This is a genomic window from Lysinibacillus sp. FW12 (assembly GCF_050817245.1).
Classification (GTDB): Bacteria; Bacillota; Bacilli; order Bacillales_A; family Planococcaceae; genus Lysinibacillus; species Lysinibacillus irui.
In genome coordinates, this window is sequence record NZ_CP139094.1 from 433,564 (window position 1) to 460,321 (window position 26,758).

32 protein-coding genes are annotated in these 26,758 nt (G+C 37.6%); 23 read left to right on the forward strand and 9 right to left on the reverse strand.

Features of this window, described 5'->3' with window-relative positions:
* Positions 1–13: 13 nt before the first annotated feature.
* Positions 14–487: a DUF2243 domain-containing protein gene (locus tag SJW71_RS02305; RefSeq protein WP_274797392.1), complete on the reverse strand. Its 474-nt coding sequence runs from the start codon at positions 485–487 to the stop codon at positions 14–16.
* A 114-nt stretch (positions 488–601) separates the two neighbouring features.
* On the reverse strand, positions 602–1,462 hold the full coding sequence (locus tag SJW71_RS02310; protein ID WP_274794821.1) for an endo alpha-1,4 polygalactosaminidase: 861 nt from the start codon (positions 1,460–1,462) through the stop codon (positions 602–604).
* Between the two features lie 128 nt (positions 1,463–1,590).
* Here SJW71_RS02310 and SJW71_RS02315 point away from each other — a divergent pair, with 128 nt between their 5' ends.
* The 3 genes from SJW71_RS02315 to SJW71_RS02325 all read left to right on the forward strand — a co-directional run bounded on the left by SJW71_RS02315 (position 1,591) and on the right by SJW71_RS02325 (position 4,779).
* Positions 1,591–1,953 carry a hypothetical protein gene (locus SJW71_RS02315; protein ID WP_431811708.1) on the forward strand — a complete coding sequence of 121 codons (363 nt, stop codon included), beginning with the start codon at positions 1,591–1,593 and terminating at the stop codon, positions 1,951–1,953.
* A 356-nt stretch (positions 1,954–2,309) separates the two neighbouring features.
* Complete coding sequence (gene abc-f, locus SJW71_RS02320; RefSeq protein WP_322605273.1) at positions 2,310–3,941, forward strand: ribosomal protection-like ABC-F family protein; 1,632 nt, start codon at positions 2,310–2,312, stop codon at positions 3,939–3,941.
* 73 nt (positions 3,942–4,014) lie between these two features.
* Positions 4,015–4,779 (forward strand): hypothetical protein, encoded by a 765-nt coding sequence (locus SJW71_RS02325; protein WP_322605274.1) that lies wholly within the window; start codon positions 4,015–4,017, stop codon positions 4,777–4,779.
* A gap of 320 nt (positions 4,780–5,099) precedes the next feature.
* Here the strand turns inward: SJW71_RS02325 and SJW71_RS02330 are convergent, their stop codons facing one another.
* Positions 5,100–5,588 (reverse strand): SRPBCC family protein, encoded by a 489-nt coding sequence (locus SJW71_RS02330; protein ID WP_312506547.1) that lies wholly within the window; start codon positions 5,586–5,588, stop codon positions 5,100–5,102.
* 119 nt (positions 5,589–5,707) lie between these two features.
* Here SJW71_RS02330 and SJW71_RS02335 point away from each other — a divergent pair, with 119 nt between their 5' ends.
* Complete coding sequence (locus SJW71_RS02335) at positions 5,708–6,073, forward strand: YybH family protein (protein WP_431811709.1); 366 nt, start codon at positions 5,708–5,710, stop codon at positions 6,071–6,073.
* On the opposite strand, the gene SJW71_RS02340 is transcribed toward SJW71_RS02335, so the two are convergent.
* On the reverse strand, positions 6,067–6,861 hold the full coding sequence (locus SJW71_RS02340) for a sulfite exporter TauE/SafE family protein (RefSeq protein ID WP_322605275.1): 795 nt from the start codon (positions 6,859–6,861) through the stop codon (positions 6,067–6,069). The genes SJW71_RS02335 and SJW71_RS02340 overlap by 7 nt on opposite strands.
* A 113-nt stretch (positions 6,862–6,974) precedes the next feature.
* Here SJW71_RS02340 and SJW71_RS02345 point away from each other — a divergent pair, with 113 nt between their 5' ends.
* The 12 genes from SJW71_RS02345 (at position 6,975) to SJW71_RS02400 (ending at position 16,586) form a co-directional block, all read left to right on the forward strand.
* Positions 6,975–7,784 (forward strand): alpha/beta fold hydrolase, encoded by an 810-nt coding sequence (locus SJW71_RS02345; RefSeq protein WP_322605276.1) that lies wholly within the window; start codon positions 6,975–6,977, stop codon positions 7,782–7,784.
* A gap of 16 nt (positions 7,785–7,800) precedes the next feature.
* Complete coding sequence (locus SJW71_RS02350) at positions 7,801–8,364, forward strand: nucleotidyltransferase family protein (RefSeq protein ID WP_322605277.1); 564 nt, start codon at positions 7,801–7,803, stop codon at positions 8,362–8,364.
* Positions 8,365–8,378: 14 nt separating this feature from the next.
* Positions 8,379–8,843, forward strand: coding sequence for a DinB family protein (locus SJW71_RS02355; RefSeq protein WP_322605278.1), 465 nt, complete (start codon positions 8,379–8,381; stop codon positions 8,841–8,843).
* Between the two features lie 10 nt (positions 8,844–8,853).
* Positions 8,854–9,684, forward strand: a complete 831-nt coding sequence (locus tag SJW71_RS02360; protein WP_322605279.1) for an AraC family transcriptional regulator — start codon at positions 8,854–8,856, stop codon at positions 9,682–9,684.
* 204 nt (positions 9,685–9,888) lie between these two features.
* Complete coding sequence (locus tag SJW71_RS02365) at positions 9,889–10,869, forward strand: ABC transporter substrate-binding protein (protein WP_322605280.1); 981 nt, start codon at positions 9,889–9,891, stop codon at positions 10,867–10,869.
* A 103-nt stretch (positions 10,870–10,972) separates the two neighbouring features.
* The gene (locus SJW71_RS02370) at positions 10,973–11,980 is read left to right on the forward strand and encodes a FecCD family ABC transporter permease (protein WP_274794811.1); all 1,008 of its coding nucleotides are present in this window, start codon (positions 10,973–10,975) and stop codon (positions 11,978–11,980) included.
* A 34-nt stretch (positions 11,981–12,014) separates the two neighbouring features.
* The gene (locus SJW71_RS02375) at positions 12,015–13,004 is read left to right on the forward strand and encodes a FecCD family ABC transporter permease (protein ID WP_409264009.1); all 990 of its coding nucleotides are present in this window, start codon (positions 12,015–12,017) and stop codon (positions 13,002–13,004) included.
* A gap of 29 nt (positions 13,005–13,033) precedes the next feature.
* Positions 13,034–13,816, forward strand: a complete 783-nt coding sequence (locus tag SJW71_RS02380; protein ID WP_274797390.1) for an ABC transporter ATP-binding protein — start codon at positions 13,034–13,036, stop codon at positions 13,814–13,816.
* Positions 13,813–14,577 (forward strand): alpha/beta hydrolase, encoded by a 765-nt coding sequence (locus tag SJW71_RS02385; RefSeq protein ID WP_274794810.1) that lies wholly within the window; start codon positions 13,813–13,815, stop codon positions 14,575–14,577. The genes SJW71_RS02380 and SJW71_RS02385 overlap by 4 nt, the downstream gene beginning before the upstream one ends.
* Positions 14,578–14,790: 213 nt before the next feature.
* Positions 14,791–15,441 (forward strand): hypothetical protein, encoded by a 651-nt coding sequence (locus SJW71_RS02390; protein WP_429978448.1) that lies wholly within the window; start codon positions 14,791–14,793, stop codon positions 15,439–15,441.
* A 71-nt stretch (positions 15,442–15,512) separates the two neighbouring features.
* On the forward strand, positions 15,513–15,992 hold the full coding sequence (locus SJW71_RS02395) for a hypothetical protein (RefSeq protein WP_274794808.1): 480 nt from the start codon (positions 15,513–15,515) through the stop codon (positions 15,990–15,992).
* A gap of 81 nt (positions 15,993–16,073) precedes the next feature.
* Positions 16,074–16,586, forward strand: coding sequence for a YfiT family bacillithiol transferase (locus SJW71_RS02400; protein WP_274794807.1), 513 nt, complete (start codon positions 16,074–16,076; stop codon positions 16,584–16,586).
* Between the two features lie 103 nt (positions 16,587–16,689).
* Here SJW71_RS02400 and SJW71_RS02405 read toward each other — a convergent pair whose 3' ends face one another.
* Positions 16,690–17,304 (reverse strand): exosporium glycoprotein BclB-related protein, encoded by a 615-nt coding sequence (locus SJW71_RS02405; RefSeq protein WP_274794806.1) that lies wholly within the window; start codon positions 17,302–17,304, stop codon positions 16,690–16,692.
* A gap of 169 nt (positions 17,305–17,473) precedes the next feature.
* The gene (locus tag SJW71_RS02410) at positions 17,474–18,733 is read right to left on the reverse strand and encodes a hypothetical protein (RefSeq protein ID WP_431811710.1); all 1,260 of its coding nucleotides are present in this window, start codon (positions 18,731–18,733) and stop codon (positions 17,474–17,476) included.
* Between the two features lie 235 nt (positions 18,734–18,968).
* Between SJW71_RS02410 and SJW71_RS02415 the strand changes: the two genes are divergently transcribed.
* The 4 genes from SJW71_RS02415 (at position 18,969) to SJW71_RS02430 (ending at position 21,344) form a co-directional block, all read left to right on the forward strand.
* Positions 18,969–19,619 (forward strand): hypothetical protein, encoded by a 651-nt coding sequence (locus tag SJW71_RS02415; RefSeq protein WP_274794804.1) that lies wholly within the window; start codon positions 18,969–18,971, stop codon positions 19,617–19,619.
* A 141-nt stretch (positions 19,620–19,760) separates the two neighbouring features.
* A complete protein-coding gene (locus SJW71_RS02420) occupies positions 19,761–20,336 on the forward strand; it encodes a hypothetical protein (protein ID WP_274794803.1) in 576 nt (191 codons plus the stop codon).
* On the forward strand, positions 20,326–20,607 hold the full coding sequence (locus SJW71_RS02425) for a hypothetical protein (protein ID WP_274794802.1): 282 nt from the start codon (positions 20,326–20,328) through the stop codon (positions 20,605–20,607). Before SJW71_RS02420 ends, SJW71_RS02425 begins: the two co-directional genes overlap by 11 nt.
* An 11-nt stretch (positions 20,608–20,618) precedes the next feature.
* Positions 20,619–21,344, forward strand: coding sequence for a hypothetical protein (locus SJW71_RS02430; RefSeq protein ID WP_431811711.1), 726 nt, complete (start codon positions 20,619–20,621; stop codon positions 21,342–21,344).
* A gap of 320 nt (positions 21,345–21,664) precedes the next feature.
* Here the strand turns inward: SJW71_RS02430 and rpmG are convergent, their stop codons facing one another.
* Complete coding sequence (gene rpmG / locus SJW71_RS02435; protein ID WP_274794800.1) at positions 21,665–21,814, reverse strand: 50S ribosomal protein L33; 150 nt, start codon at positions 21,812–21,814, stop codon at positions 21,665–21,667.
* A 169-nt stretch (positions 21,815–21,983) separates the two neighbouring features.
* Between rpmG and SJW71_RS02440 the strand changes: the two genes are divergently transcribed.
* Entirely contained in the window at positions 21,984–23,177 is a 1,194-nt protein-coding gene (locus SJW71_RS02440; RefSeq protein WP_431811712.1) for a GTP-binding protein, read from the forward strand.
* Positions 23,178–23,196: 19 nt separating this feature from the next.
* Here SJW71_RS02440 and SJW71_RS02445 read toward each other — a convergent pair whose 3' ends face one another.
* The gene (locus tag SJW71_RS02445) at positions 23,197–23,739 is read right to left on the reverse strand and encodes an isoprenylcysteine carboxyl methyltransferase family protein (RefSeq protein ID WP_407135315.1); all 543 of its coding nucleotides are present in this window, start codon (positions 23,737–23,739) and stop codon (positions 23,197–23,199) included.
* A 1-nt stretch (position 23,740) separates the two neighbouring features.
* Positions 23,741–24,823 (reverse strand): type III polyketide synthase, encoded by a 1,083-nt coding sequence (locus SJW71_RS02450; RefSeq protein WP_274794797.1) that lies wholly within the window; start codon positions 24,821–24,823, stop codon positions 23,741–23,743.
* Between the two features lie 407 nt (positions 24,824–25,230).
* On the opposite strand from SJW71_RS02450, the gene rsgA reads away from it, so the two are divergent.
* Together rsgA and fosM are read left to right on the forward strand one after the other, a co-directional pair.
* Positions 25,231–26,301, forward strand: coding sequence for a ribosome small subunit-dependent GTPase A (gene rsgA / locus SJW71_RS02455; RefSeq protein ID WP_312507009.1), 1,071 nt, complete (start codon positions 25,231–25,233; stop codon positions 26,299–26,301).
* 17 nt (positions 26,302–26,318) lie between these two features.
* A complete protein-coding gene (gene fosM / locus SJW71_RS02460) occupies positions 26,319–26,744 on the forward strand; it encodes a FosM family fosfomycin resistance protein (protein ID WP_431811713.1) in 426 nt (141 codons plus the stop codon).
* The last annotated feature ends 14 nt before the right edge of the window (positions 26,745–26,758 follow it).

Below are 26,758 nucleotides of genomic sequence, written 5' to 3' on the forward strand. Positions count from 1 at the left end.
ATGAGCAACCCTCCTAACGTGCTTTTTGAGTTGTTTGGAATAATAAAATGATACCAATTACAATTAATATAGCTGCTAATATATTCCACACTAGATCATAGGGTAGAATATCGACATGATAGCGAATTTGATGAAGTTTCATGAATTTATGCTGAATAATCCCATCGTAAAGCTGAAAGACTCCAGCTCCGAGAAAAATACCACCAAGCCATCTTTTTAACCAAAATCCATGTCTTCGATGTAAATCGGCCAATAGAAAAGCAGAGCCAATCGTAGCAAAAAAGCTGAAGGCATGAAATAAACCATCTGACACTAATCCAATATTAGCTGTAGATTTATCATAGAAATGATGCCAATGTAATAATTGATGGAAAATAACCTCATCTATAAATGCAACAACCCCAAGTCCGAATAGTATACCTGTCCACATATTGCGTTGCTTATAGTGAAAGCGATTTTCGTGTTTATGATTTTTTTCCTCATACATCTCTGTCATCCCCAAGCATATCACCTCACGTTGAATTTCTTTTAGTCTACCCACGAGAGGAGCTCTTAAACAAAATATCCCCCCGAAACAAGTGTTTTCAGAGGGATGCTACGCTCATTGCCAGGTATTATAGTATGAACCAGCCGGGCTATAAAAAAATTTAAAGTTATACTTCTTCGCCAATGCACGGCTTTCTAATTCATCTGTAAAGCCGATTGCCATAACCTGTGTACCAAATTCCTCTCGTAGATGGACAAGTTTTTTCATCATTTCGAGAGACCATTCATCATTCCCTACCTCATGATATGAGAAGTCTTCCCACATAATAAAATCGACATAGGGGGCGGTATAATCTATTAGCGTTTTAAATCCCCAATTTTGAGCAACCGATAAAGTGGGATGGCGTTGTTTAATTTGTTGGATAAAAGATAACATGGCTTCATTTTGCCACTTTTGTTCATCTTCAGGTAAATAAGAATTGATATTACCAACAGTATCTAAAAACACACCGTCTAAGCCTTTCTGAACAATTTGCTTCTCTATTTCTGTTAGCAAAATGTCTTGATAATGCGAAGAAGTCATATCCATTAAATAAGAATCCCACTGTGCGAAGTACATTTTTTCACCTTGCTTGTCTCGATAAAAATCATCTTCTTCTAGCTGGCGATAGAGGACTGTATTCCATTGATCTGCCTCCATTGCATTAATATATCCATAAACTAAAGTGCCGTTCTTTTGAGCATTATCTATATATTTTTGCTGCATTTCGATGGGTTCCACAATAACTAAATCTAACTTAGTCATATCCTCGCCAATGGTATCATTGCCTTTATCTAAGTAATATTTATAATCCTTTACATCTGCAAGTTTTGCTTGAATACTAGTTGAAGAGGATGAAGCAGGATTTTTAGTAATCATAAACCAAATGCTTATTGCTGTAAGCATAGCAATGAAGAGTAAAAGTATTTTTTTCATAGGGACTCCTTTTAGAAAAATATCCCGTTTATTATACAATAATAGGAAACGAATTGTCTTAGTTAGGCAATGGCTCAACGGTTAATCGCCCTTTTACATATATTGAATAATGTAAAAGGAGGGTTTGTGTGTACAATAATCCATTTAGAGAAGATAATTTTAGAAGACCGGGCTGGGCAGATTATGATCATTTTGAAACTACATCATTTGGACCTTCTAATTTTGGGTCACCTCCGGGAGGGCAAATGCCAATGAGTACCCCACCAGGCTTTTCACCAACAATCCCTACATCGCGTGTAGGTACAAGTGGTATACGTTCCTGTTTATTTAGAAATACTTATATTTGGATGAATAGCGGTAGAAGCTTTTGGTTTTTCCCAACAGTTGTGGGAAGGGAATTTATAGCTGGTTTCCGCTGGAGTAGAAGATATGGCTGGTATTTCCGAACAATTTCCAGAAACCAAATCCGTTCGTATGAATGTTTTAGATAAGCATTAATAAAGAGTAAAAGAATTTTTATTTTTCAAAAATGATGTTACAATTGACGGTAACTAATGAAGAAGGGAAGATGGGTGGCTAATGAATAACTAATCTTATTTTTTGTATTTGAAATTTTATATTTCGCGAACAACAAAAATAGGATTAGTCTGCCCATTTTTCATAATAATTGCTTGATATTAGTAAGTAGATACTAATATTTAGCTACTCCAAAACTTTTTCATAAAGATTCTGGAGTGACAAACATAGCTATTTCAATAGCTTATTTGTGTATGATATTGTAGAGACTAATCCTTCCAAAATACTTGGAGGGATTTTTTTGTCCCTCCAACTGGAGAGGATGGATAGTATGAAGGAACTTTTAAAATTACAGGATGTACATTATGAAATAAAGGATACCTTACTATTTGAGCATATGACAGGCACAGTGAAGCAAGGTGAGGTCATCGGAATTATTGGTAGAAATGGTGCTGGAAAATCAACATTATTACAGTTAATACAAGGAAAGGTTTTGCCATCTAAGGGAGTAATACAAGGGATACAGAATATCAAGATTGCCTTTGTTGAGCAGGAGCTTGCCCAATTTGACAAACTAGAAGTAACAGCAGGAGAGGCAGATTTGTTGGCTAAATGGCAGGTGCCAAATGTGTCATTTACAGCTTTAAGTGGTGGTGAAAAGCTAAAAATGCGTCTAGCAGAGGGTTTTTCACAGAATGCCCAACTCTTACTGCTTGATGAACCAACCAATCATTTAGATGAACAAAGTACAGCTTTTTTGATAAGGCAAATACAAAACTATAAGGGAACGATAATGGTTGTCTCACATGATCGTTATTTTTTAGATAAGGTTGCTACAAAAATCTGGTCTATTGAGGAAAAGAGTCTGATTGAACATAATGGCAATTATACAAGTTATATGGCTGAAAGAGAGCATAGAAGATTAACGCAACAACGTGCCTACGAAAAGCAGCAAAAAAACATAGAGCGTATTGAGGATCAAATGCAGGAGCTAACATCATGGTCGCAAAAGGGCCATGCACAGTCAACAAAACTAGAAGGCTTTAAGGAATATCATCGTGTGAAAGCAAAACGTCTAGACTCGCAAGTGAAATCTAAGAAAAAACGATTAGAAGCTGAGCTTGCAAAGGCAAAAGTTGAAGCTGTGGAGCCAGATACAGACATTCGTTTTTCTTTAGGAACATCTCAGCGTGTCGGTAAGCGTCTTTTGGAGACCAAGAACTTATCTTTATGTTTCGGTGATCGCATGTTATTTAAAGATGTTAATATCACTGCTCAATTTGGAGATAAAATCGCCATTATAGGAAACAATGGAAGTGGAAAAACAAGCTTTTTAAAAGTACTTTTAGGCAAGTTAGAAGCAGAGGGTGAAGTGTGGCTATCTCCTGCTGCCAATATTGGCTATCTGACGCAGGAAGTTTTTGATTTACCAATTGATCAGACACCAGAGCAATATTTTTACAGAGAAACATTTGAAGAGCGGGGCAAGGTTCGCAATTTAATGAAGAATTTAGGGTTTACACTGACACATTGGACGTCTACTATAGGAAAAATGAGCATGGGAGAACGTGTAAAGTGTAAACTGATGGCCTATATTTTAGAGGATAGGAATGTTCTGATTTTAGATGAGCCAACGAATCATCTTGATTTACCTTCGCGTGAGCAATTGGAGCGCACACTTGCCCAATATAATGGGACAATACTTGTCGTATCACATGATCGATATTTTTTAGAGAAAGTAACGAATAGTGTTTGGGAGCTTCGCGGTCAACAGATGGAGAAAAAATGGAGTAAAGAGGCTCCAAAGCAGTTGGATGATCTTGTAGCTCTTCGTTTAAAGCTTGAAACGGAAAGGCAAGAGGTGTTAGGAAAATTGAGTTTTCTTACAGCAAAGGATAAAGACTATGCAATGCTTGACCAAAAGTTTAATGAGCTGACACAGCAAATCAATAAGCTTAAATAGATAAACAAGTTTAAGTTAACCGTTGTCAGGGAAAAATGCCGAAAAAGGGTATTACTAGATGGAGGTTAACACAATGAAAAGATGGCTATTTCTCATTTTACTATTGAGTAGTAGTATCATAGGTGCTTGTGCTGGTCATGAAAAAATTCATCAAGCACAAGAAAATGAGATCGATGAACCCGTCGTACAATCTAATAATGACAATAGGGATACAGTTGTGTCACAAGGTGAATCTCTTCAACAAATAAAGGATCAGATCCATTCGGATATACCAATAAAAATGCCAACAACATTACCGATTGCAGATGATGCTTTTTTAACGGCCACAACACGTGCTGAAGGGGACCATGTTGAAATTATCTTTTATGAAAGTAAAGAAAATATGCCAATTAATGATATTCGATTAAAGAATTCTGCGACTGCCATCTGTAGATTGTTCGTCAAGCAATACAAAAGTGCTGAAGGGGCTAGTACACAAATCGCATTCGATAATTTTAGTCAAAATGGAGGGCACGAAGTTGATCTTGGCTACAATATAACGGGTTATCAAGATGCGGGTGCTGGCTCGTTATGGACGGGTTGGAATGAAGGGAGATGGGCCATCGCCACACATACACGCACTGACGACCCAGAGGCAGGTATTAAGCTTGCTAAGCAGGCAGTAAAATATTTAGAAAATCATATGCTACCTATTCCAAAGCAATATGGTTTAGCTCAGCTGGATGTATATCAATCTGGTAATTTAATTGTGTGGCAGGATGAAAAGCTTGTCTACACACTCGATTCGATCAAAGAGCCGTTAAAAGCTCTTGAAATTGCTACAGCTTTTTATCAATAGAAAAAGATTGTTTAGCAAGGTGAGGCGTTGATTTCTGTTCCGCCAGCATCCCTTTCAGGGGGCGTCCGATGAGCCGCTTCACTCCCTAACGTTCGCTCCAGGGTCTCATCTGTGACGCTAATCCCCTAGGAGTAACGCTGGAACGCCAATCAACCATATCGTAGTAAGAAGCTCACACATTAAAAGAGTAGGGAGCACATAAATCTTTGCTAAAAAGATAACATCCATTTGAAACGAACTTTCCCTTTCGTAATAATGCTATGATTGTTTTTCAACACTATAAAAACCTAGAGCAGTAGTTGCTCTAGGTTTTTTGCAATTTAAGATCTTACATCATCTATGAGCTTCTTGTATTCGTTAAAACGTTGCTGCCAGTTTTCCATTGGGAAGCTTTGATGTTCTACACCATTCAATAAATCTGATAACAAGTCAAGGCATATATGCCATCCTGCTAAATCCTTTGGCGTGTGGTCGGTTAGCTCTTGTAGGGTCTCAATTAATCGTAATAATGAGCCATTGTCTGTAGGTGACAGTTCAAATCTAACGCGATCTTGACCCCATTCAAATTCGAGTACTTGTTTTTCAGCATAATCTGTTATGGCAATTTCCTCATAGGTATCTGTTCCATCGTTCATATTAAAATGTATTTTACCGTGCTGACGTAGGTCAATTATTTCAAGATTACTCATCCACTTTTGTAGGTTTTCATTGGTAGTTATGGCCTTCCAAACAGTGTCAATTGAATGTGGTAGCGGTCTTTTGTACGTTACGACATGACAATCTGAGTGCTTTTTAATAGTAGCTAACATAGCTATCCTCCTAAATACTACGCATAATATATTTTATCTTCATTATAGGCTTTAACAGCAAAATGTCACACGACAATCATTAAAATTTAGGATAATATTGTTAAAAAGGAGGAGAGCTGATGACACATCAACAAGCACTGGAAAGGTATATACAAGCAACAAATACACATGATTTTAATCAAGTAAAGGCAATCTTGCATCCTCAGGCAATTTATTGGTTCTCTGATAAAACATGCACTACTACAGAAGAAATTGAGGCGTACTTTAAGCATGCGTGGAATGTAATCAAAGAAGAAGTTTATTCGGCATCAGATGTAAACTGGATAACAGTTGACGAAAAAACAGCTACCTGTCTTTATACATATTACTATGAAGGCTATCTAAACGGAAAATTTGTAACAGGTAGCGGTAGAGCAACAAATATTTTTACATTCGTTGACGATGAATGGAAGTTAATACACGAACATTTGAGTGGTGCTCAGTAAATGAATGTAAATGCCACTTGGATAATCAATAAAAGAATAATAGTAGTTAGTAATTTTTTGGCTATTTTTAATGGAATACGTGGTAACACTAGAAGACCTAGCTGTGAGCCTATGATTGAGCCAATGGCCATGGCGATCGCATAGTGCCATTGAATAAAGCCAGTATTGTAAAAAATAACAAATGCTCCTGTACAGCTTCCAAAGATGAGGACACGTGTGAGCTGTACAGCTTTTATGTAAGTTTGATGGGAACGTAGATAATGTAAAATACTAAATGTTGAAGAGCCTGGGCCAAAGCCCCCATCATACATAGCGATGAAAAACACTTGCCAAAGACGATGTGTTTTATATTGTGTTTTTACAGGTAGTTCGTTCCATTCTTTATTCTTCAACGTGACGACTAAGGCTAAAATAAGTAGTACGCAGACAATGACATTCATTATTCGATCTGATAGTGATACGGCTAGAAGTGCGCCACAAATCCCTCCTACAATAGCAAGCGTTATATTTTTTATAATAGATGTGACATGTAATTCCTTGTGGTAGAGCAAATAAAAAATGCTGGATAAAGCTGAAATGCCCGTCGAAAATTTATTAGTTGCAATGCTTGTTTGAATTGGTATACCGACAAGCATCATGGCAGGCAGCGTAATTAATCCGCCACCTCCCGCAAGTGTGCCAATAAAGGCCGCTACCATTCCGATACATACGAGTGTTAAAGATATTTTTATATAGAAAAATCCAATTAAGCTAAGTAGTACAAAGAGCAATATAAGCATTCTATTCATAAGCCTCTCCCTTCACTTTAATAGCTTTAGGGTAAAGGGTATTATTGCATAAATCTAATATATTATTTTTGGAAATTTATAAAATAAATTTATAGAAAAAGAGGGGCAATTAGATGAATTACCAAATATATCAATGGGGAAATCCTCAAAATACATCTTTAGTTTTTTTACATGGACTTGGAAGCACAGGCTTAGCATTTGGAGAGGTAGCAACATATTTAACAGAGTATCATGTTATCTCTTTTGACTTACCTGGACATGGTTATAGCACAGCTTTAGAAGAAGAGAAGAATTATCTCCCTTCCAATTTAATTAAAATGATAGAAGAAATAATAAGTACATATTTAAAAAATAAAACCTTTTATTTAATTGGGCATTCCTTTGGAGCAGACTTGGCTATCCACTTTGGAGCAAGATATCCACAACAAATAAAAGGTGTCGTATTACTAGATGGAGGATATATGTCAGGGAAAGATATAGGGACCACTCTAGAAAAGGAATTAAAAGATGTAGAATCCTTTTGTGAAAATGTCCGCTTTCCATCATGGAAGGAATTTTTTAACTCTGAAAAAGAGGAGCTTTCTAGATGGTCCGAGGAGTTGAAAGCAGCTTCAAAAGCACAGGTGAGGGAGCAAAATGGAGAAATTAGACTAACTCTTTCTATCTTCACTGCACAAGCGATGTTAAAAGGTATGAATTTGGAGCCAGTTGATCATGTAGTGAGTATGGTAAAATGCCCCATATTGTTAATACATGCAACGATACCTGCAGAGTTAGATACGATAAGAAAAAATTGTATCCAGAACTTACAAATGAAAATAGGACATTTAAATGTTGAATCAATTGTAGGAGCTGGACATGATATATTCCGAGATGAACCAGAAAAGGTAGCGACAAGATTAAAAGTTTGGTGTAAAAGTTAAATTGGAGGCTGACGACTTGAGATTGCTACAAACGGAGGAAGAACTAAAAAATCTAATAGTGGCAGATGATTGGATGATGGAAATTTTATCTACAGTGGAAACATTGCAGCTGCCAGATTGGTGGGTATGTGCAGGGATCATTCGCTCAAAGGTATGGGATGTCCTTCATGAAAAAGAAGATAGAACACCGATTGCTGATATTGATGTGATATATTTTGATAAAGAAAAGGTAGCGGAAAAAATAGAAAAACACTATGAACAGGAACTCAAACAGATATCTCCAAATGAGCCATGGTCTGTGAAAAATCAAGCACGAATGCACGTCCTTAATGGAAGTAAACCGTACAAATCTGCTGTTGATGGAATTGCTCATTTCCCTGAAATACCAACGGCTATTGGCGTGAAATTATCAAAAGGTTTACTAGAGATTGCTGCACCGTATGGGGTTAGACATCTAGGAGCAGGTATTGTAGAGCCGACGCCATTTTTCCTTGAAAATAATTATGAGATTTATCGTCAAAGAATGCATCTTAAACAGTGGCACTTAAGATGGCCAAAGTTAGAAATTAATCTTCAGTAAAGAGGTGAGCTTTATTGCAAAGAGATAAAACCTATGTTATCAACCACTATAAAAAATCAATGGATTGGATAAGCGATTTTAGGTCTCTATCTGAAGTTCAATGGCGTATGCCAATTGAACCTGGGAAATGGTCAGTTGCAGAGGTGATAGGACATCTTCACCCCTGGGATGAATTTGTGTTAAATCAACGCATACCTTTTTTCTTTGTTGATGAACGTCTACCTAAAGGACCAGATGCTGAAAAGCTAAATACGAGTGCAGCCAAGAAAAGTCGGGAACAGCATATGGATCAAACAATCACGGATTTTATTACCTCAAGGAGTCAGCTATTACAAGTTCTTCAGCAATTTACAGATGAGCAATGGCAGCAGACATTTACAATTGGTCAATCAGAGATAATCATTGTTGACTATTTTATCGGGTTAATCAATCATGATTTACATCATTTTTCACAGATTCAGAATGTTATACATGTTTAGGAGTTAGCATATGGATATCAAATATTTAATTGATTACTTTGCACATGCTTCTGTAAAATTTACGGATGTTTTTACTAAAAGAATGGAACCCGGTGAAGAAGATACAGGAAGAACAACAGCGCCAGGAAAATGTGGCTTAGTTATACCTCTTGCAGGTAGTGCCATCTTTAGCTTTAAAGGAACTCCCTATGTTATGGAGCCGGGAATGATTGTCCATGCAGGTTCCCAGATGCCGATAGAAGTAAAGGTTACCAGTCACAAAGGTTGGGAATATGCAGTTATTCATTATAGTCTACCTACAGAGGAATCTGCTCTTTTCCCATTAGCAGAGCAACATTTTTCAATCAATACAGGCTTTAACACGCAAATCATTAACATCGTCCAGCAAATAATAGAAAGCTACTCACTTCCAGGAAGTATGGCTATTTTTAAGTCCAAGACTTTATTTTTGAATTTGCTAGAAAATATTCTTATAGCGGCAAAAATGAAGGTTTTAGATAGTGCTAGTAAATGGATGGAACAGGCCTTAGAGTATATACATGAGAATTATGCAGAGCAGATTTTGGTGTCAAATATTTCTAAAGAATTTGGAATTGAACGGCGTCGCTTTGCGTATTTATTTGAGCAGCATACAGGTATGAATCCTAGCACCTATATAACGGAATATCGTATACGGCGCGCAAAGGACTTACTAGAATATGCTGAAATTCCTATAGCTGAAATTGCTGAATGTGTAGGGTATGTAGATTGCTTTTATTTTAGTAGAGTCTTTAAAAAATGTACTGGTTTGTCACCTTCAGCTTATCGAAAGATAAAAATGGAAGAAGCTAACTATGTGTAAATGCTGTTTCTTATAAAAAAAGAAGCAGTTTTTTTATTATTTAAATCGGCAAAAATCCATGTCATTTTCGAAATCGTCCATTCACAATCTTTTTTTACTTTGTTAGGATAGTATCCGTAAATGATAATGAATATCAATTGTGTATTGACTTGTTTGTGAAAACGATTATCATTATCAATAAAAGATTGTTAGGGGAGAATTTTTATGAATAAATATTTTAAAATGTGTGCTCCGGCACTTTTAGCACTGTCACTTGCCGCATGTGGGACAGATAAGGCGGAGGAGTCTACGTCAACAACTAATACAGCTGAGACAAGCGCAACAGAATCGCAGACAGAACAAGCACAAACACAAACAATTACATACTTAGGTGAAAAATATGAGCTTCCAGCACAAGTTAACAATATTGTTGCTGCAAGTCTAGAATCAATGGAAGACGCTGCTATGCTCGGCATTAAGCCAGTAGGTGTACTAGAAGTTGGTGGTAAAGTTCCTGCTTATCTAGCAGCGGATTTTGAAGGTACTACACTTGTAGGAAATAAAATGGAGCCAAATGCGGAAGCCATTCTTAATCTAAATCCTGATGTCATCGTTGGCACTTCGAAATTCCCTGAGGAAACGGCTGAAAAGCTGAACAAAATTCAAACAATGATTCCGTACTCACATATTTCAACAAACTGGAAGGAAAATTTAACATTACTTGCACAATTAGCTGGTAAAGAAGAGGATGCTAAAAAAATCATCTCTGACTATGAAGCTAAAGTTGCTGATGCACAAGTGAAATCAAAGGAACAATTAGCAGATAAGCAAGTATTAATAATCCGTGTTCGTGGTGGTGTAATGTACATTTATCCAGCAGGTGTTTATTTAAATCCAGTCCTCTATGAAGATTTAGGAGCACCCGTCCCAGAAGTGGTCACTACAGCTAAGGCGCAAGCTGAACTATCACTTGAAACATTAGCTCAAGTAAATCCAGATGCGATTTTCTTACAATTCGAGGATTCAGAGAATAAGGATACGCCAAAAGCTTTAGAGGATCTACAAAAGAATCCGATTTTCATGAGCTTGAAGGCAGCGCAAAATAATCAGGTTTTCGTTAATGCAATTGAGCCATTAGCACAAGGTGGTACGGCTTGGTCTAAGGTAAAATTCTTAGATGCTGCAGCTGAAAAATTACTTAAATAGTATAGCAGGCTGGTAGTAGATTTGGTGATGTCACCGGGCTATTACCGGCCTTTTGTTCAGTAACAGTTTGGGTGTGAAAATGGTAAAGAAAAAGGTGTAAAAGTTGAAAAAAATAAACATAGTGTCATTTTCAATATTAGCGGTATTTCCTTTCCTTATTGCCCTTGTGGCACTTGTTTCTATTACGTATGGCACGAAGGATATTAGTGCAATGACAGTATGGCAGGCGATGGCAGCTTTTGATCCTTCGAATGTTGATCATCAAATTATACGGACAGGACGTATTCCCCGAGTAGCCGCAGTATTGTTAGTAGGAGCTTTTTTGGCAGTAGCTGGAGCAGTTATGCAGGGGATTACACGAAATTATTTAGCTTCACCGTCATTAATGGGCGTTAACGACGGCTCCGCTTTTGTCATAACATTAGCTATCGTCTTTTTCCCCGGACTTCCAAACTATCAAATGATTTTATTATCTATGCTTGGTTCAGCATTGGGAGCCGGCATTGTCTTTGGTTTTGGTTCATTAATTCGCAATGGCCTATCACCAGTAAGGTTAGCGATTATTGGGACGGTCATTGGTACGTTTTTAAGCAGTATTGCTACTGCCATTGCGATGTATTTCCAAGTCTCGCAAACAGTCAGTGCTTGGTATAACACAAAAGTACATATGGTGGACATGGATATGCTTATTCTTTCTATTCCGTTTGGTTTAACAGGATTAGTCCTGGCTTTATTATCTGCGAAAGCCATTACTATTACGTCATTAGGTGAAGATATAGCTATGGGACTTGGGCAGAAAACAAAAGCAGTGCGAATTATTAGTATGCTAGCAGTAGTATGCTTGACTGGAACAGCGGTGGCTCTTGTTGGAAAAATCGCCTTTGTAGGGCTAGTTATCCCACATATTACACGTTTCTTAGTTGGAGTAGATTATCGCTATATCATTCCTTGTGCCGCTGTTATTGGTGCCTTCTTTTTAGCGCTTTGTGATGTCCTTAGTCGCTATGTTAACTATCCATTTGAAACGCCAATTGGAGTCTTAACAGCATTAGTTGGCGTACCCTTCTTCTTATATTTAGTTCGCAAGCACGGAGGTGAAAAACGTGCGTAAAAAAACCTCCAATATTTTTGTTCTAACTATATCAATGCTTATTTTATTAATTTTGCTTGCGAGCTATCTACATATAACAAATGGTGTTTTTGATATGTCTGTCATGGATGTCATTAAAACATTGTTGCGGATTGAGCCAAATCCTAAATTTGATCTAGTAATTTTTGAATTTCGCTTGCCTCGAATTGTTATTGCCGGACTAGTCGGCATTGGCTTAGGTTTGGCAGGGGTTGTCTTACAGGGGATTACACGCAATGGACTAGCGGACCCTGGGATTTTAGGAATTAATGCTGGCGCTGGTGCAGCGGTCGTAATTTTTATGTTCTTCTTTCAATTAAAACTAGTGAGTGCAGATATGAGTAGCTGGTTGTCTATTTTAATGATGCCATTGTTCGGTTTTATCGGTGGTGCGATTGCTGCTATATTGATTTTCTCATTTGCTTTAAAAAATGGTCATCTAGATATGCAGCGTTTAATTTTAACAGGGATAGCGATTAATAGTGGGTTTGGTGCTTTGTCATTATTCTTATCTTTAAAAATGAGTGCTCAAGATTTTGAATCTGCAGCTATATGGATGGCAGGGTCTATCTATAATGCGAATTGGATTTTTGCCCTAACGATGTTACCTTGGCTCTTAGTTTTAGGAATGTATGTGTATAGAAAATCGCATTTACTTGATTATTTTCAGCTTGAAGAGGATAGCATCACAAGTTTAGGAATCGCTGTTGAAAAAGAGAAAATGAAGCTGTTATTAGCTAGTGTTGGGCTTGTTAGTGCCTGTGTATCCGTATCAGGAAGTATTGGCTTCATAGGTTTAATGGCTCCTCATATTGCGAAGCAGCTGGTCGGTATTCAACACCGTTTTGTCATGCCGGTAAGTGCATTGATTGGTGCAGCCTTGTTAATTTTAGCTGATTTTATTGGCAAAACCGTATTTGCACCATCGGAACTGGCTGTTGGAATTGTTGTTTCCATTATTGGGATTCCCTACTTTTTGTATTTACTTGTGAAATCTAAGGCATAGGAGGAAATGATGTGCAAACTGCATTTAGAATGGAAAATTTAGCTTCCGGTTATGAGCAGGTTCGTGTATTTGAAGGCTTAAATTTAACGATAGAAGAGGGCAAGGTGACAACGATTATTGGTCCAAATGGGTGTGGTAAATCAACCCTTCTTAAAACAATTGGACGTATATTAAAAAAGCAGCAAGGCACGGTATACTTGCAAGAGCAAAATATGCAAAATTTATCGACCAAGGATATTGCAAAGAAACTAGCTATTCTATCTCAAACACCTGTTGCACCTGGTCAATTAAAGGTGCAGGAGTTAATTGCCTATGGTCGTTATCCACATCGAAACAATGTCAATCGATTAACAAATAAAGATGAGGAAATGATTGAGTGGGCGTTAACTGTCACAAATACGATGGAATATCGTAATCGAGAGCTTGCACAGCTGTCTGGAGGTCAGCGTCAGCGCGTTTGGTTAGCGATGGCTTTAGCACAAGAAACAAATATTTTACTGTTGGACGAGCCTACTACCTATTTAGATATGGCACATCAGCTAGAAGTGCTGGATATAGTCAAAAGCTTAAATGAGCAGCACGACTGTACAATTGTCATGGTTCTACATGATATTAACCACGCTGCCAGATATTCAGATCATCTTATTGCGATGCAGAAAGGTGTTATTATACAAACCGGAACGCCGCAGGAAATAGTAAGTGCAGAAGTGATGCGTAAAGTATTTCATATTGATGCACGCATTATGGAAGATCCAGTAACGAATACACCTGTATGCTATGGCTATGACATTTTAAAGGAGGGTGACAAATGAAGAGAACTAAAATAGAGCATGCCACACAACAAATAACATCGAAATTAACGGATTATACGTACACGATTAATATCTATGTGCCAAGTGAGGAAGCACCAGAAGTAGGCTTTCCGGTGTTGTATGTACTAGATGGCTCATCTTATTTTAATCTTGTAAAGGAAGCGATACGTTTACAAAGTCGTAATGCACCAAAGACGGGGGTCCTACCAGCTGTTGTTGTAGGCATCGGACATGGCGATGATATGCGTGAAAGAAGATTTTATGATTTTACGGCGCCAGCAGAGACATATATTTATCCTGCACGATTTAAAGGGAAGGGTCATGAAAAGTTAGGAGGAGCAGTGTATTTTAGCCGCTTTATAGAGGAAGAGCTGAAGCCGACAATTGAGGCCCAATATCCTGTGAATAAAGCACAGGAAGCTTTATTTGGTCATTCCTTAGGAGGTTATTTTACGCTTTGGCAACTGTTTCACCATCAATCTAGCTTCCAACGCTATCTAGCTATTAGCCCTTCAATTTGGTGGAATGAGCATGAATTAGTACAATGTGCGTCAGTATTTTTGAATGAGCATCAAGAAATGAACGAAACATTGTTTATTAGTGCAGGTGAACTTGAAACCTTTATGGTGGATGATGCGCGCCAAATGGCAACGTTACTAGAAAAAATAATGAATGTTGAGTTTTACGAGGCTTTAGACGAAAATCATGCTTCAATTGTACCAACTGTTATGAGTAGAGCCATACGCTTTATGCATAAATAAACAAATTGGTAGACCGCATTGTCTTTTGATAATGCGGTTATTTTTATGAATATGTATGCTTAATAGGTCATCTTTCTATGATGAATTGAGGTGGAGTAATTTACTCCAGTGCATTAGATCAATTATTAAGATATGCTGTAAGAAAAGAAGAAATGGGAGGGAATCTGGTAAGGTAACAATGGAAAAGAGGCTTTCCAATGAGGAGGAAGGTATTTGAAGAAACGAATTGGCTGTTTGCATGCCCATTATTCCAATATAGAGTACATAGAGCGTACTTTCCAAAATGATGAGGATATGGAATTGCTTCATTTTGTAGATCCTGGAGTCATGCAGCGAGTATCAAAAGGAATGGGTGATGTAGCTCGTAAAGTTAAGGAACAAATCGAATGGATAGCTAGCTGTGATGTGGATGCTATTTTAATAACATGTACTAATTATATTGCCTTGTTACAGGATGATGCTACTGTCGATTCATCAATTCCCATAATAAAGATTGATGAGCTATATTTTGAAAGCATATGTAACGTACAACAACCTATAACCATTCTTTTTACAAATCCTATGACCGTTGAAGGAACAATGGCTAGACTTCACCAATATGCTAAGCATCATGAAAAATCAGTAACTGTCGTGGCAAAAGTCATTGAGAATACATTTGACCTCATTATGCAGGGAAAAAAGGAAGCCTACAGTGATGCCATTTTACAGACTCTGCTTTCATTAACTGATGAACAAAGGTTGATCTCTGTAGCGCAGCTTTCAATGGTAGATGCCGCACAACAATTTGAAGAGCAAACAGCTATATCAGTTATCCATCCATTAAAGCCATTAGTAGCTGTTGTTAAAAAATCTCTAGGCATTTAGCATTTTAATTTACTGAATTATCTGTAATAATTTAATGAAGAAAACGGTTTATAAGAAATGGGGGGGATGTTATGAAACGATTTGTACTGTTATGTGTTCTATTGTTACTCGTGGTAGGCTGTGCAGATAAAGAGAACATAACAATGCCAGAGGGTATACCTGATTTTGTACAGGAAAGTGATTTTTCCTCGATTGATTGGAGTCGTAAAGCAGTTGAGTTCGGCGATAGGGGCATCATTGGTAATGCTAATAAATCGGGAGTCATTGGTGCTGATATGCCAAGCTTAAGTACACAAAAGTGGATGTGGCATCTATGGGGAATGGATGACAGTGGTAGTACAGAGTTAACGGTTGTAGGTTATCATAAAGAATCAAAGGCCATCCAGCCAATTTTAGTAGATGGATGGAGCATTGTGCTTGGTGGGCCAGTAAATGGAGCAGATGCTCATGCACCCTCTAGTGTAAAAATCCCTAAGCCTGGTGAATGGGCTCTCTTGCTGTATACGAATGGGAAATACTTTGATACGTTGATATATGATATTCGTCAATAATTGGCAAGTACCTTTTCTTGTAAGTTATAATACTACCATTTGAATAGCACAGAAAACACAATTGATACGGAGGAGAACAATATGACAGATCTACAATATCCTATTGGACAGTTTCAATTACCAAAAGAGGTTACTTCACAGCAGGTAAAAGAATGGATTGACGACATTCGTTTATTACCGATGCAGCTTGCAGAGGCCTTGAGTGGAGCAAGTGAGCAAGCATTGGCAAAAACCTACCGAGAAAATGGTTGGACAGTTAAACAGCTAGTCCATCATATTGCCGACAGCCACATGAATAGCTATATCCGTTTTAAGCTAGCCCTAACAGAGGACGTCCCAACCATTAAACCATACAATGAAGCGGAATGGGCACAGCTACCAGATTCTGCAATGCCAGTAGCAACTTCTTATAATTTAATAGAAAATTTACATGAACGTTGGGTTTACTTGCTAAGTAACTTAAAAGATGAGCAATTACAACGAGCATTCAATCATCCTGATTCAGGACTGACAACACTGGAGCAAGCAATCGGTTTATATGCTTGGCATGGTAAGCATCATTTGGCACATATTCAGTTTGCTTTGGGGGCATAAAAAATAGGCGATTTCTTGCAAATCGCCTATTATAAGTTCATTCAGTTGATTTCATTTTTTTAAGGATGCTAATACTTTATTAGTAGTTGTGATCTACATTCTCTTATACAATATTGATTCCTGCACTTGCGTTACCAAGAAGAGTCGCAGCAACCCCTGAAGTAGTCAAGGAGAACACCATTACTAAGCGGTCTCCAGTATTTACTGGAACAGATACGTTTGCATTGCCACTTGCAATCGTACCAGCTACTACAGCTGCTAATGGTAATGCTGGTAATAAATCAACAAATGCTGCAGTAGGGCTGAAAACGTTACTTCCTGGAACTGCGCGGTAAATCTGTGCTCTAACTGTCCCTGTTCCTGTTAAAGTTAAAGCAGCAGTTGCTGAAATTGTAGCGGAAATAGATGTAATTGTACCTGGGCGTGGAACATTAAACGCTTCTGTAAGAGTACTTGTTAAATCTATATTAACACCAGTAAGAGCTATCCCTGGAACAGATGTCCCGAAGCCAACAAGACTTACAGTCCCAATTAAACCACCTGCAACAGCTACTAATGCAACAGGGTCAATCCCTGAAGAAAATGGGATAATCGCACCTGTAGCTACCGGTGGAGTAATACATGCAGCATCAATTCCGATAAATGGGCCTAGAGCAGTACATTCACCATTACCATGACCATTACCAGAGCAACCACACATTGAATTATTCAAACACATTTTTACACCCCCTTTCTTCATTATTCTATTCATATGTGAAAGGGGGGGAAGGGCAAATATCTTCATCACCTATAAATTCAATGATTTCTGAAAGTCAGCTTTTATTTGAAACATAAAGTCATCCACTATGTATGGTCATACATAGTGGATGTTTTATAGAACGATAAATTTAACTCCATCTTTTAAAGAAATCGAAAAAGGAGTTCTTTCCCTTCTTATTTTCTTCTTCGATCGGCTTACTTACAAGTTCAGACTGTTTACTTTCTTCCTCGATTAGCTCTTTTACAGGTTTGGGCTGCTTACTTTCTTCAATCGGCCTAATTACAGGTTCGGGTTGCTTATTTTCTTCTTCAATCGGCCTAATTACAGGTTCAGGTTGCGCTTCTTCAAGGGATGGATGAATCTCAAAGGCTGTTCCAGCTTGATACCCTTCAACATATTCTTCAGTTTCCAATGAAGGAGAGTGATATGTGTCTACAGGCACTTCTACATTTTCTGAAATGACTTGGTTGATTTGCTCGCTAGGTAGCTCCGATATAGCTTGTTCTAACGACTCATTAGATACTTCTGGCATCTCATGAAGGTTATGTTCACTTTCTGTTTTCACAATCTCGATAGGAGCATCTAAAATTTCCGTCGTTTTAGTACTCTCCGATTCATGAACAGATTGTAAAGGTTCATTCTCGATGTTTTCTTCACTTGAAGTAGGCTGTAATGGATCATAAACACTTACTGGAACTTCCTTTGCATCCGTGGCATTTTTAAAATGGAAGGTGGATTCAACTGTCGTGTTTCTGTATAAGCCATTATATATTTGGCTCGGGTGCGTATTGATTGATTGAAAATATTGCTGATTAAAATGCCGCTCTTCAGGTTTAGTTGCCTGTAGACCATTTTGAGGAGAGGGAGCCCCGGTATTTACATTTGGTTGGTGTTTTTTGGCTTTACCTGCCACACTTTGTAGTAGTCTATAAGATGGCTGTGCTGATGTAATTGTAGTTTGATCTGCTGTTTGTGTCATTCTAGGTTGTCTTGGCAAAAGATTAGAATAAGTTTGAGAAGGCATTTCAATGGAGGAAGGTAAGGTCGTTGTATCATCTCCTTTAACTGGCAATAGTTTATTTAAAATTGATAAAATCTCTTGGTTCATTTCTTCAATGGTTTGATTCAAAGACTCAAGTTGTATTGAAAGAACCCTGATTTGATCATCATATCCTTTTATATATGAATTTTGTTTAGTATCTAATGTCTCTGTGATCCCCTCTAAGTGGGCCATTTGTGTTTTTAGTCCATCAAATTCCTGCTTCATATAAAGGAAATCTTCAATTGACGTCCCCATTTTTAACGAGGTTAACGATTCTCTATATGTTTCAATTTTTTGCTTTAAATTTTCAATTTCTTGAGTGGTATACAATTTTGATTCTTCCATTGTAGTTCACCCCTTTCAGTCCATTATTAGTTTATTAAAAATATTGACTTTCTGTTACAAATATACCGGTCCTCTCAATATTTTAGTTCTTACCATAAAGAAAGAACTGGATGTAAAAATGATCTTGGCTGATTTTAATAAATATCCAATGTAACTATTTGTTAGCCCATGCACTTATAGCTGAAAAACATATGCTACAAACGAAAGATAAAAATTTTATGGAGGTGTCAAAAGGATGCAAGAGCATATGCCATCCCAGGCGCAGGAACTAATCTGTATAAATGTTGATAAGGTATACGACTGGATTGTAAAAGAAATGTCGTTTGATATTTCGCCTACTGGACCAATTACATTCCCAGGTGTTACAGCAACTACTGACTTAACAGGTGCTATTGTTACTTGTCGAGTAATTCCAGCAGCTACAAATCCAATTGTGATTCTAAACCGTGAGAATCGCCAATTCACTATTGATGGATCAACTGTTTGTCTGCAACATCTAAATGTTCAAAAGAACTTCATTCTAACAATTGTCGTTACTTTACCTAATGGTACTGTTTTCACAAGCACTAACATTCCAGTTTCTCGCTGTGAGCAAGTGACGTTATGTGCGCCTAAGGGAACAGACGTTGAAATTTTATACACAGATTTAGATTGCTTCGTTTGTACAACTGGAACACTTACTGTTGGAACAGGTGCTGCAGCAGGTACAATCACGTTCTCTGCGTTGACAATTACTGTTGCTGTTTGTCAAAGTATTCAATCTACATTCCCAGTTACTGTGGAATTCTTAGCAACTTTCTGCGAACCAAGAGCAGACTTACCATTCTCATGTCCAACTGCGGTTCGTCCACAACAATGCCCTGTTATTTTCCCACCTATGGGTTAATGGTGCTAACAAATAGAAGAAAGTCATATCATGAAGAGAGGGTTATCCTCTCTTTTTTTATTTTGTCGTGTTAGCGAGTCAAGTGGTTCTCTAAGAGTTGAAGAGACGCTTTGTAAGTAAATAACAACAAGGAGGTACGAAGTGACAAAACGTATAGAAGACAAAATACTGGCACTAAAAGAACAAACAAACGCCTATGTTCATGAAATTAAGCAGTTAGTTGAGGAGTTGACAATTCCAAACAGGTTTAACCTCATTAGTTATTTTACAACCTCGTTCAATATTTCCTATATTCCTGAGCAAGAGAGTTTATGTTTAGGCTCCTATCATATTCGCAACATCGGTAGTACAGCTATTACAAACCCCTATTTGTGCATAACGGTACCTAAGGATTCTCCATTTTATTTTTCTGGGAGATATGTTCATGAAAATTTCACACCAAATTTCAAGACACAAGGGCAAATTAATTGGGAACGGTTTAATGATAAGTTAAGCAAAGAAGAGTATTGGCTGAGACCAGTAGGGAAGACAACAATTGAGCCCAATGAAACCATTTCATTTACTAATTTTCAAATAAAATGGTCCCATAATTTATCGTATTCTGGCACTATTATGGGCTTTACATATTGTGATCAGCTAACAGATGGTATTGTTGTTTTAAATCCTATTAACCTTAATGGTATCGGTCAAGCACAGGAGGATGACAATGAAGGATGATCAAAAGCAAGAGTACAGTAGTGTAACTCAACAACTTTTAAAGGAGCAACTCAATCGGCGTAATGAACAAGATAATAGCTTTGCGTTTCTTGAAAAAAGTACATTACATCAATTAATGGCCTATTTGGTCTCAGGTGAAAAGAAAAATACTGGACAAAATGATATCCGAGAACTAGAAGCAAAGTTGATGAAGCAATTAGATGAAATACTAGAGGATAGTAAAGCACAGTTTGAAGAGGTGGTTGATTTGTTAAAAAGTTATTCGGGTTAGGGGGTGTGACGATGGAAAATGATATTGTGAAAAACAATGATCCAATACAGCTCCAACAAATGATTATTTTTTTAAGGGCAGAGTTAGCTAAGTATAAAAATGAAGTAAAAAGACTAAGGGACAGTGATTATTACGCATTGGTACTAAGACTTGAACGAGAGAATGTACAATTAACAAGGCTTAGAAAAGAACTTTCGATGGAGCTTTTAAAGTTGAAGAGAGACTTTGATAAGGAGCTGCAGGCATATGATGAAGAGATTCAAAAGCGAGAAGTCCAAAGAAAAAAACAAATTGCATCAATAGAGTCTTTATTAAAGGAAATCGCTGAATTGCGGGCTGAAAATAAATTATTAAAGGAAAGCCAACAAGTTTCGAATGAAGCTACAATTGATATTGACTATAAAGCGATTGTCGGAGGGCTTGAAAAAAAATTAAACGACTTTACATCAGCAGCAGGTAGTCATATGGAAAAAATGATAGAGGTCTTGGAAAAATCATATAGAGATAAAATAGAAACGGACAGCCTTCATCAACACTTGATAAAAGAGTTGGAGAGGAAAAATTCAGAGATTGAAAGATTATCAAATGAAATGGAAAAACAAACTAATGATATGAATAAGGAAATGAAAAAGTCCATTCATATTGAGGAGCAAATAGATTATAGATTACGTATACTCGATGAATTAGATCAAAAATTAGACGAGCTGGCATTAGAAATCAATAGAGAGCAGGTATAGCTATGAATTTATACAGACTGTTTCAAAATGTTTACTTTTGAAACAGTCATTTTTATTCTGGAATGGAACCCTCTCAATGCGGTTCTCGAACCGCTCAGAAGGTAGGTGAATCCGCTCAAAGGTAGGGCATAACCGCTCGAAAGGATGGAGAATCCGCTCAAAGGTAGGGCATAACCGCTCGAAAGGATGGTGAACCCGCTCAAAGAAAAGGCATAACCGCTCGAAAGGATGGTGAACCCGCTCAAAGAAGGCATCAACCATCTAAAGGAATCTGCTCAAAAGAAGGATAAACTTAATCCCTAACGGTTACTTTCTTCAAATTACTTCGTTTCTCTGTGTAGTGTCTTGCGTTTTAAGCGAGGAGAGTACTTTTTTAGCTCCAACCTTTCAGGGTTATTACGTTTGTTTTTAGTTGTTATATAGTTTTTATCACCTGTTTCGGTGCAGGCTAATGTTACTTGTACACGCATAAATAGGCCTCTTTTTAAATGGTAATTATTACGATTTAATTATTGTATTTAAGATTAAATATTGTCAAGTTTATTTTTGAAGGTAATAAAAAGCTTTGCATTTTTCAATATTGTATGTTTAAATTACAAATTGTAAATAGTAATAATTACGATTTAAGGAGTTGTAAACATGACAAAGAGAATTCCTGTTACTGTATTAAGTGGGTATTTAGGATCCGGTAAAACGACGATGATGAACCATGTATTGCAGAATAAGAAAGATTTACGTGTTGCTGTTATCGTCAATGATATGAGTGAAATTAATATTGATGCTGGGCTTATTGCGAATGGTAGCGGTATTTCACGAACGGAAGAAAAATTTGTGGAGCTATCCAATGGCTGTATTTGTTGTACATTACGAGAGGATTTATTGCAGGAGGTGGAACGTCTCGCTAAACTTGGTAATATTGATTATATATTGATCGAATCAACAGGGATTAGTGAGCCAATACCCGTGGCACAAACATTTAGTTACTTAGACGAGGAGCTAGGAATTGATTTAACGAAATTTTGTCAATTGGATACGATGGTTACGGTTGTAGATGCACATCGCTTTTGGCATGATTTTCAGTCAGGGGAAAGCTTGTTGGAGCGGAAGGAAGCAGTTGGCGAATTAGATGAGCGTGATGTTGCAGACCTGCTTATTGATCAAATTGAATTTTGTGATGTCCTTGTGGTAAATAAGTGTGATTTAGTATCTGTGGAAGAGCTTGAACGATTAGAACGTATTTTGCGTGCGCTGCAGCCCGAAGCAAAACTGATTCGTACAACAAACGGTGTTCTTGATCCAGTTGACATATTAAATACAGGTCGCTTTGACTTTGAGCGTGTATCAGAATCAGCTGGTTGGTTAAAGGAGTTAGAACTGGGCCATGAGAATCATACGCCAGAGACAGAGGAATATGGGATTTCTTCGTTTACTTATAAACGCAAAAGACCATTCCATCCTATGCGATTTGTTGAGTGGTGTGATCAAATGCCAGACTCGATCGTACGAGCAAAGGGGATTATTTGGAGTGCAAGACACCAGGATGTTGCGTTATTACTATCACAAGCAGGATCATCTGCAAAAATTGAACCTGTTTCATATTGGGTAGCAGCTTTGTCTAGTACTCAGCAACAGAATGTATTCCAACAAAGTCCAGAAGTGTTGGAGGATTGGGATGAGGAGTTCGGAGATCGATTGACTCAGCTTGTTATGATTGGTATTGATCTAGATAAAGAGGAGATTATCAAACAGTTAGACAGCTGCTTATTAACAGATGAAGAATTTCGTAACCCATGGGAGCTTCTACAAAATCCGTTTAACTGGGAATGGCATTAATAAGAAAAGAAGATTTCGGTTAAGACTCCGAAATCTTCTTTTGGAATACGTTATTATAATTTGTTGCATCTCGCAATGCCTTTTCTTCTATAGGGATTCGTACAGAGAGCATTGTAATGTTTAGTAATGTAAAGCAAAACGCGGTAAAGTAAGCTTGAAACATAATCGGTAAAAGGAGAATTTCCAAACAAACGACAGCATAATTTGGGTGACGCATATATTCATATGGACCTTTACGAACAACTTGAGCATCAGGTAATATGAGGATTTTTGTATTCCAAAAAGTCCCTAAGGAGCGAATACACCAGATCCGTAATGCCTGAACAGCTATAAATAATATAAAAAATAATGGAAATAAGGGCGAGAGACCATTGTTATTTGTAACGACTTCCACAATTAAAAACAAGAAAAAACTAATATGCATAGTAACCATATACGGGTAGTGAGAAGAACCTTCTTCATAAGCTCCTTGTGAAAGCATCCACTTCTCATTGCGCTTGGCAATGACTACTTCTGTCAGTCTTTGTAGAATGACAAGAGTTAAAATTAGATAGAAGATCATGTTACTCCCTCCAGTTTAATAATACAGCTTCTGCACAAAAACCAGGGCCAAGAGCGACGAGTAAACCTGTATCCTCCACTTGTCCTTCATGTAGCATAAATTGCTCTAATACATATAACACTGTTGGTGATGACATGTTGCCATGGTGGCGTAATATTTCCCGAGAAATGTCGGTTTTTTGGGAAGAAAGATAAAGTGTGTCCTCATATGCTTGTAATACTTTTTTTCCTCCAGGATGAGCAATGAAATGAGTAAGTTGTTCGCTGTACATTCCTTGTTCCATTAAAAATTGTTCAATGAAAGGTCCTAGCCAATTGGTGATAATGGCAGGAATACTTTTTTGAAAGATGACATGGAGCCCATTATTTTTAACATCCCATCCCATGACACTTTCTGAATCTGGCATCCATTTAGAGCCTGTAGCTAGAATAGTAGGGGACGGAACTTTTGTGTCTATTGCTATTTCATCTCCGCAAATGAGAATACAAGCGGCACCATCTGCAAAAAGTGATGCACCGATTAAATTACTTTTAGAATAATCATTTGGCTGAAAAGTGAGGCTACATAACTCAACACAAACAACAAGCACCTTCGAATGGGGATGTGCTTTACAAAAATCATAAGCTCTACTAATTCCAGCTGCTCCACCTGCGCAGCCAAGCCCCCAAAGTGGAATACGTTTAAGTCGATCTGAAAAGGTAAGCTTGTTCATAACACGCGCATCAATGCTAGGTGTTGAAATGCCCGTACTACTAACAAAAATAATGGCATCAATTTCTTCGGGAGAAATTGGGGAAAATAAAAAGGCGTTATTTTCTAAACACGCTTGGATGACGTTCACGCTATATTGTGTAGCTAATTCAATATATAATTCGTTACGTTCCTCAAAAGAGTGATTCGTACGATGCCATTCTGGTGGTACACAAAAATGTCGTGTGTCGATACCACCATTTTCAAAAACCTTTAAATATCGCTCTAGTTTTGGGATTTTTGCATAGAAAAGCTCTTTCGTTAGTTCCTCTGCATTTGCTTGCTGTAATGTGTAGGGCGGTTGATGTGTGCTAATAGAAATGATTTTAGGCAATCCAACATCTCCTCGCAGTTAGTGGTCTTGTTCATTCTATGCGTTGAGGATTGGAATAAATGCTTATAAAATTGGAATTGACAATTTCTGAAAATTTAGCTATATTAATAACAACAAAATGGAAAGTAGGTGATGTGACATGATGAATAGATCTGTTTTTAGTGAACTGCAATTCGGTTTGTTCAATTTCACACGCCTAAACTATACAACATGACACCGTGCTATAGCTCGGAGTATTTGTGTACCTTTTAAACGTGCCTGTGAAACCTTGTAACTGCCGAATTGCAGATACAAGGTTTTTTTATCGTGGTCCCAAATTGCTGAACCGCGATATAGCCTATGGTGTAAGTGTCAATTGCAATTACGCTAAAAGGCATCATGATATGTACGTTTAGGAGGAAATTAAATTGAAATTAACAACATTAGGTTTTACAACTTATTTTGAAGAGCAAATGATAGAAATGAAAAAACAGCCAAAACTGAAAAACTGTGTGCCTGCAAGGGTTACCTTAGAACATAAACATTCTTATCGTGTGTTGGCCGAAGAGGGAGAATGGCTAGCGACAATTGCTGGTCATTATGCCTATACGTCTTTAGCTCGTGAGGACTATCCTGCGGTTGGTGATTGGGTACTAGTAGAGAAAATGCCAGGTGAGGAACGAGCGATCATTCATCAATTATTCCAGCGCAAGTCTGTCTTTTCACGTAAAGTGGCAGGTCAAGAAATTCAAGAGCAGATTGTCGCATCGAATGTCGATATTGTATTACTTGTTATGAGCTTGAATGCGGATTTTAATATTCGACGTATGGAACGCTATTTAGTGGCCGCATGGGATTCAGGTGCAAAGCCTGTTATTGTACTGACAAAAGCGGATTTATGTGAGGATGTTGCAAGCCTAGTTCAAGAAGTGGAGACCGTGGCATTTGGCGTAGATATTTTTGTAACGAGTGCTTTATCTGGTGAAGGATTAATGGAGATTCAGGCATTATTTCAAGAAGGAGTGACGGGGGCGTTACTGGGCTCTTCAGGGGCAGGTAAATCAACATTAACGAATGCATTATGTGGAGAAATGCTGATGAAGGTAGCGGGTATTCGTGAGGATGATGCTAAAGGACGTCATACAACGACACATCGAGAGTTAGTAATGTTACCTACTGGAGGCTGTTTGATTGATACGCCAGGAATGCGAGAACTTCAATTATGGGATCAAGGTGATAGCTTGGCGTCGAGCTTTCAAGATATTGAAGAACTAGCAACAGCTTGCCGCTATCGTGATTGCACCCATCAAACAGAGCCTTATTGTGCAGTACAGCAAGCTATTATAGATGGTGATTTGGACCAATATCGTCTGCAGAGCTACTTTAAGCTACAACGAGAATTGGCTTATATCGAACGTAAAACAAATGCCCAGGCAAAGCTTGAGGAACAGCGTAAGTGGAAGCAAATTACAAAGGGATTGAAAAAAAGAAATAAATAATCATTAGGAGCACTTCTATGACAGTTCAACATATCAATCATTTACTATTTTCGGTTTCTAATTTAGAGGAATCCATCGCTTTTTATGAAAATGTTTTCGATGCTAAGCTATTAGTAAAGGGGAAGACTACAGCCTATTTTGATGTAAATGGGCTGTGGCTTGCCCTTAATGTAGAAAAGGATATACCGCGCAATGATATCCAGCATTCCTACACACATATTGCCTTTACGATCTCTGAGGATGACTTTGATAAAATGTATGATAGATTAGTGCAATTAAAGGTTAATATTTTAGCAGGTAGAGAAAGAGACGAAAAGGATAAAAAATCGATTTACTTTACGGACCCTGATGGCCATAAATTTGAATTTCATACGGGAACTTTGCAAGACCGTTTGAGTTATTATAAGAAGGAAAAGCTGCATATGGAGTTTTTTGATCATTAATCAAGGAGTGATTC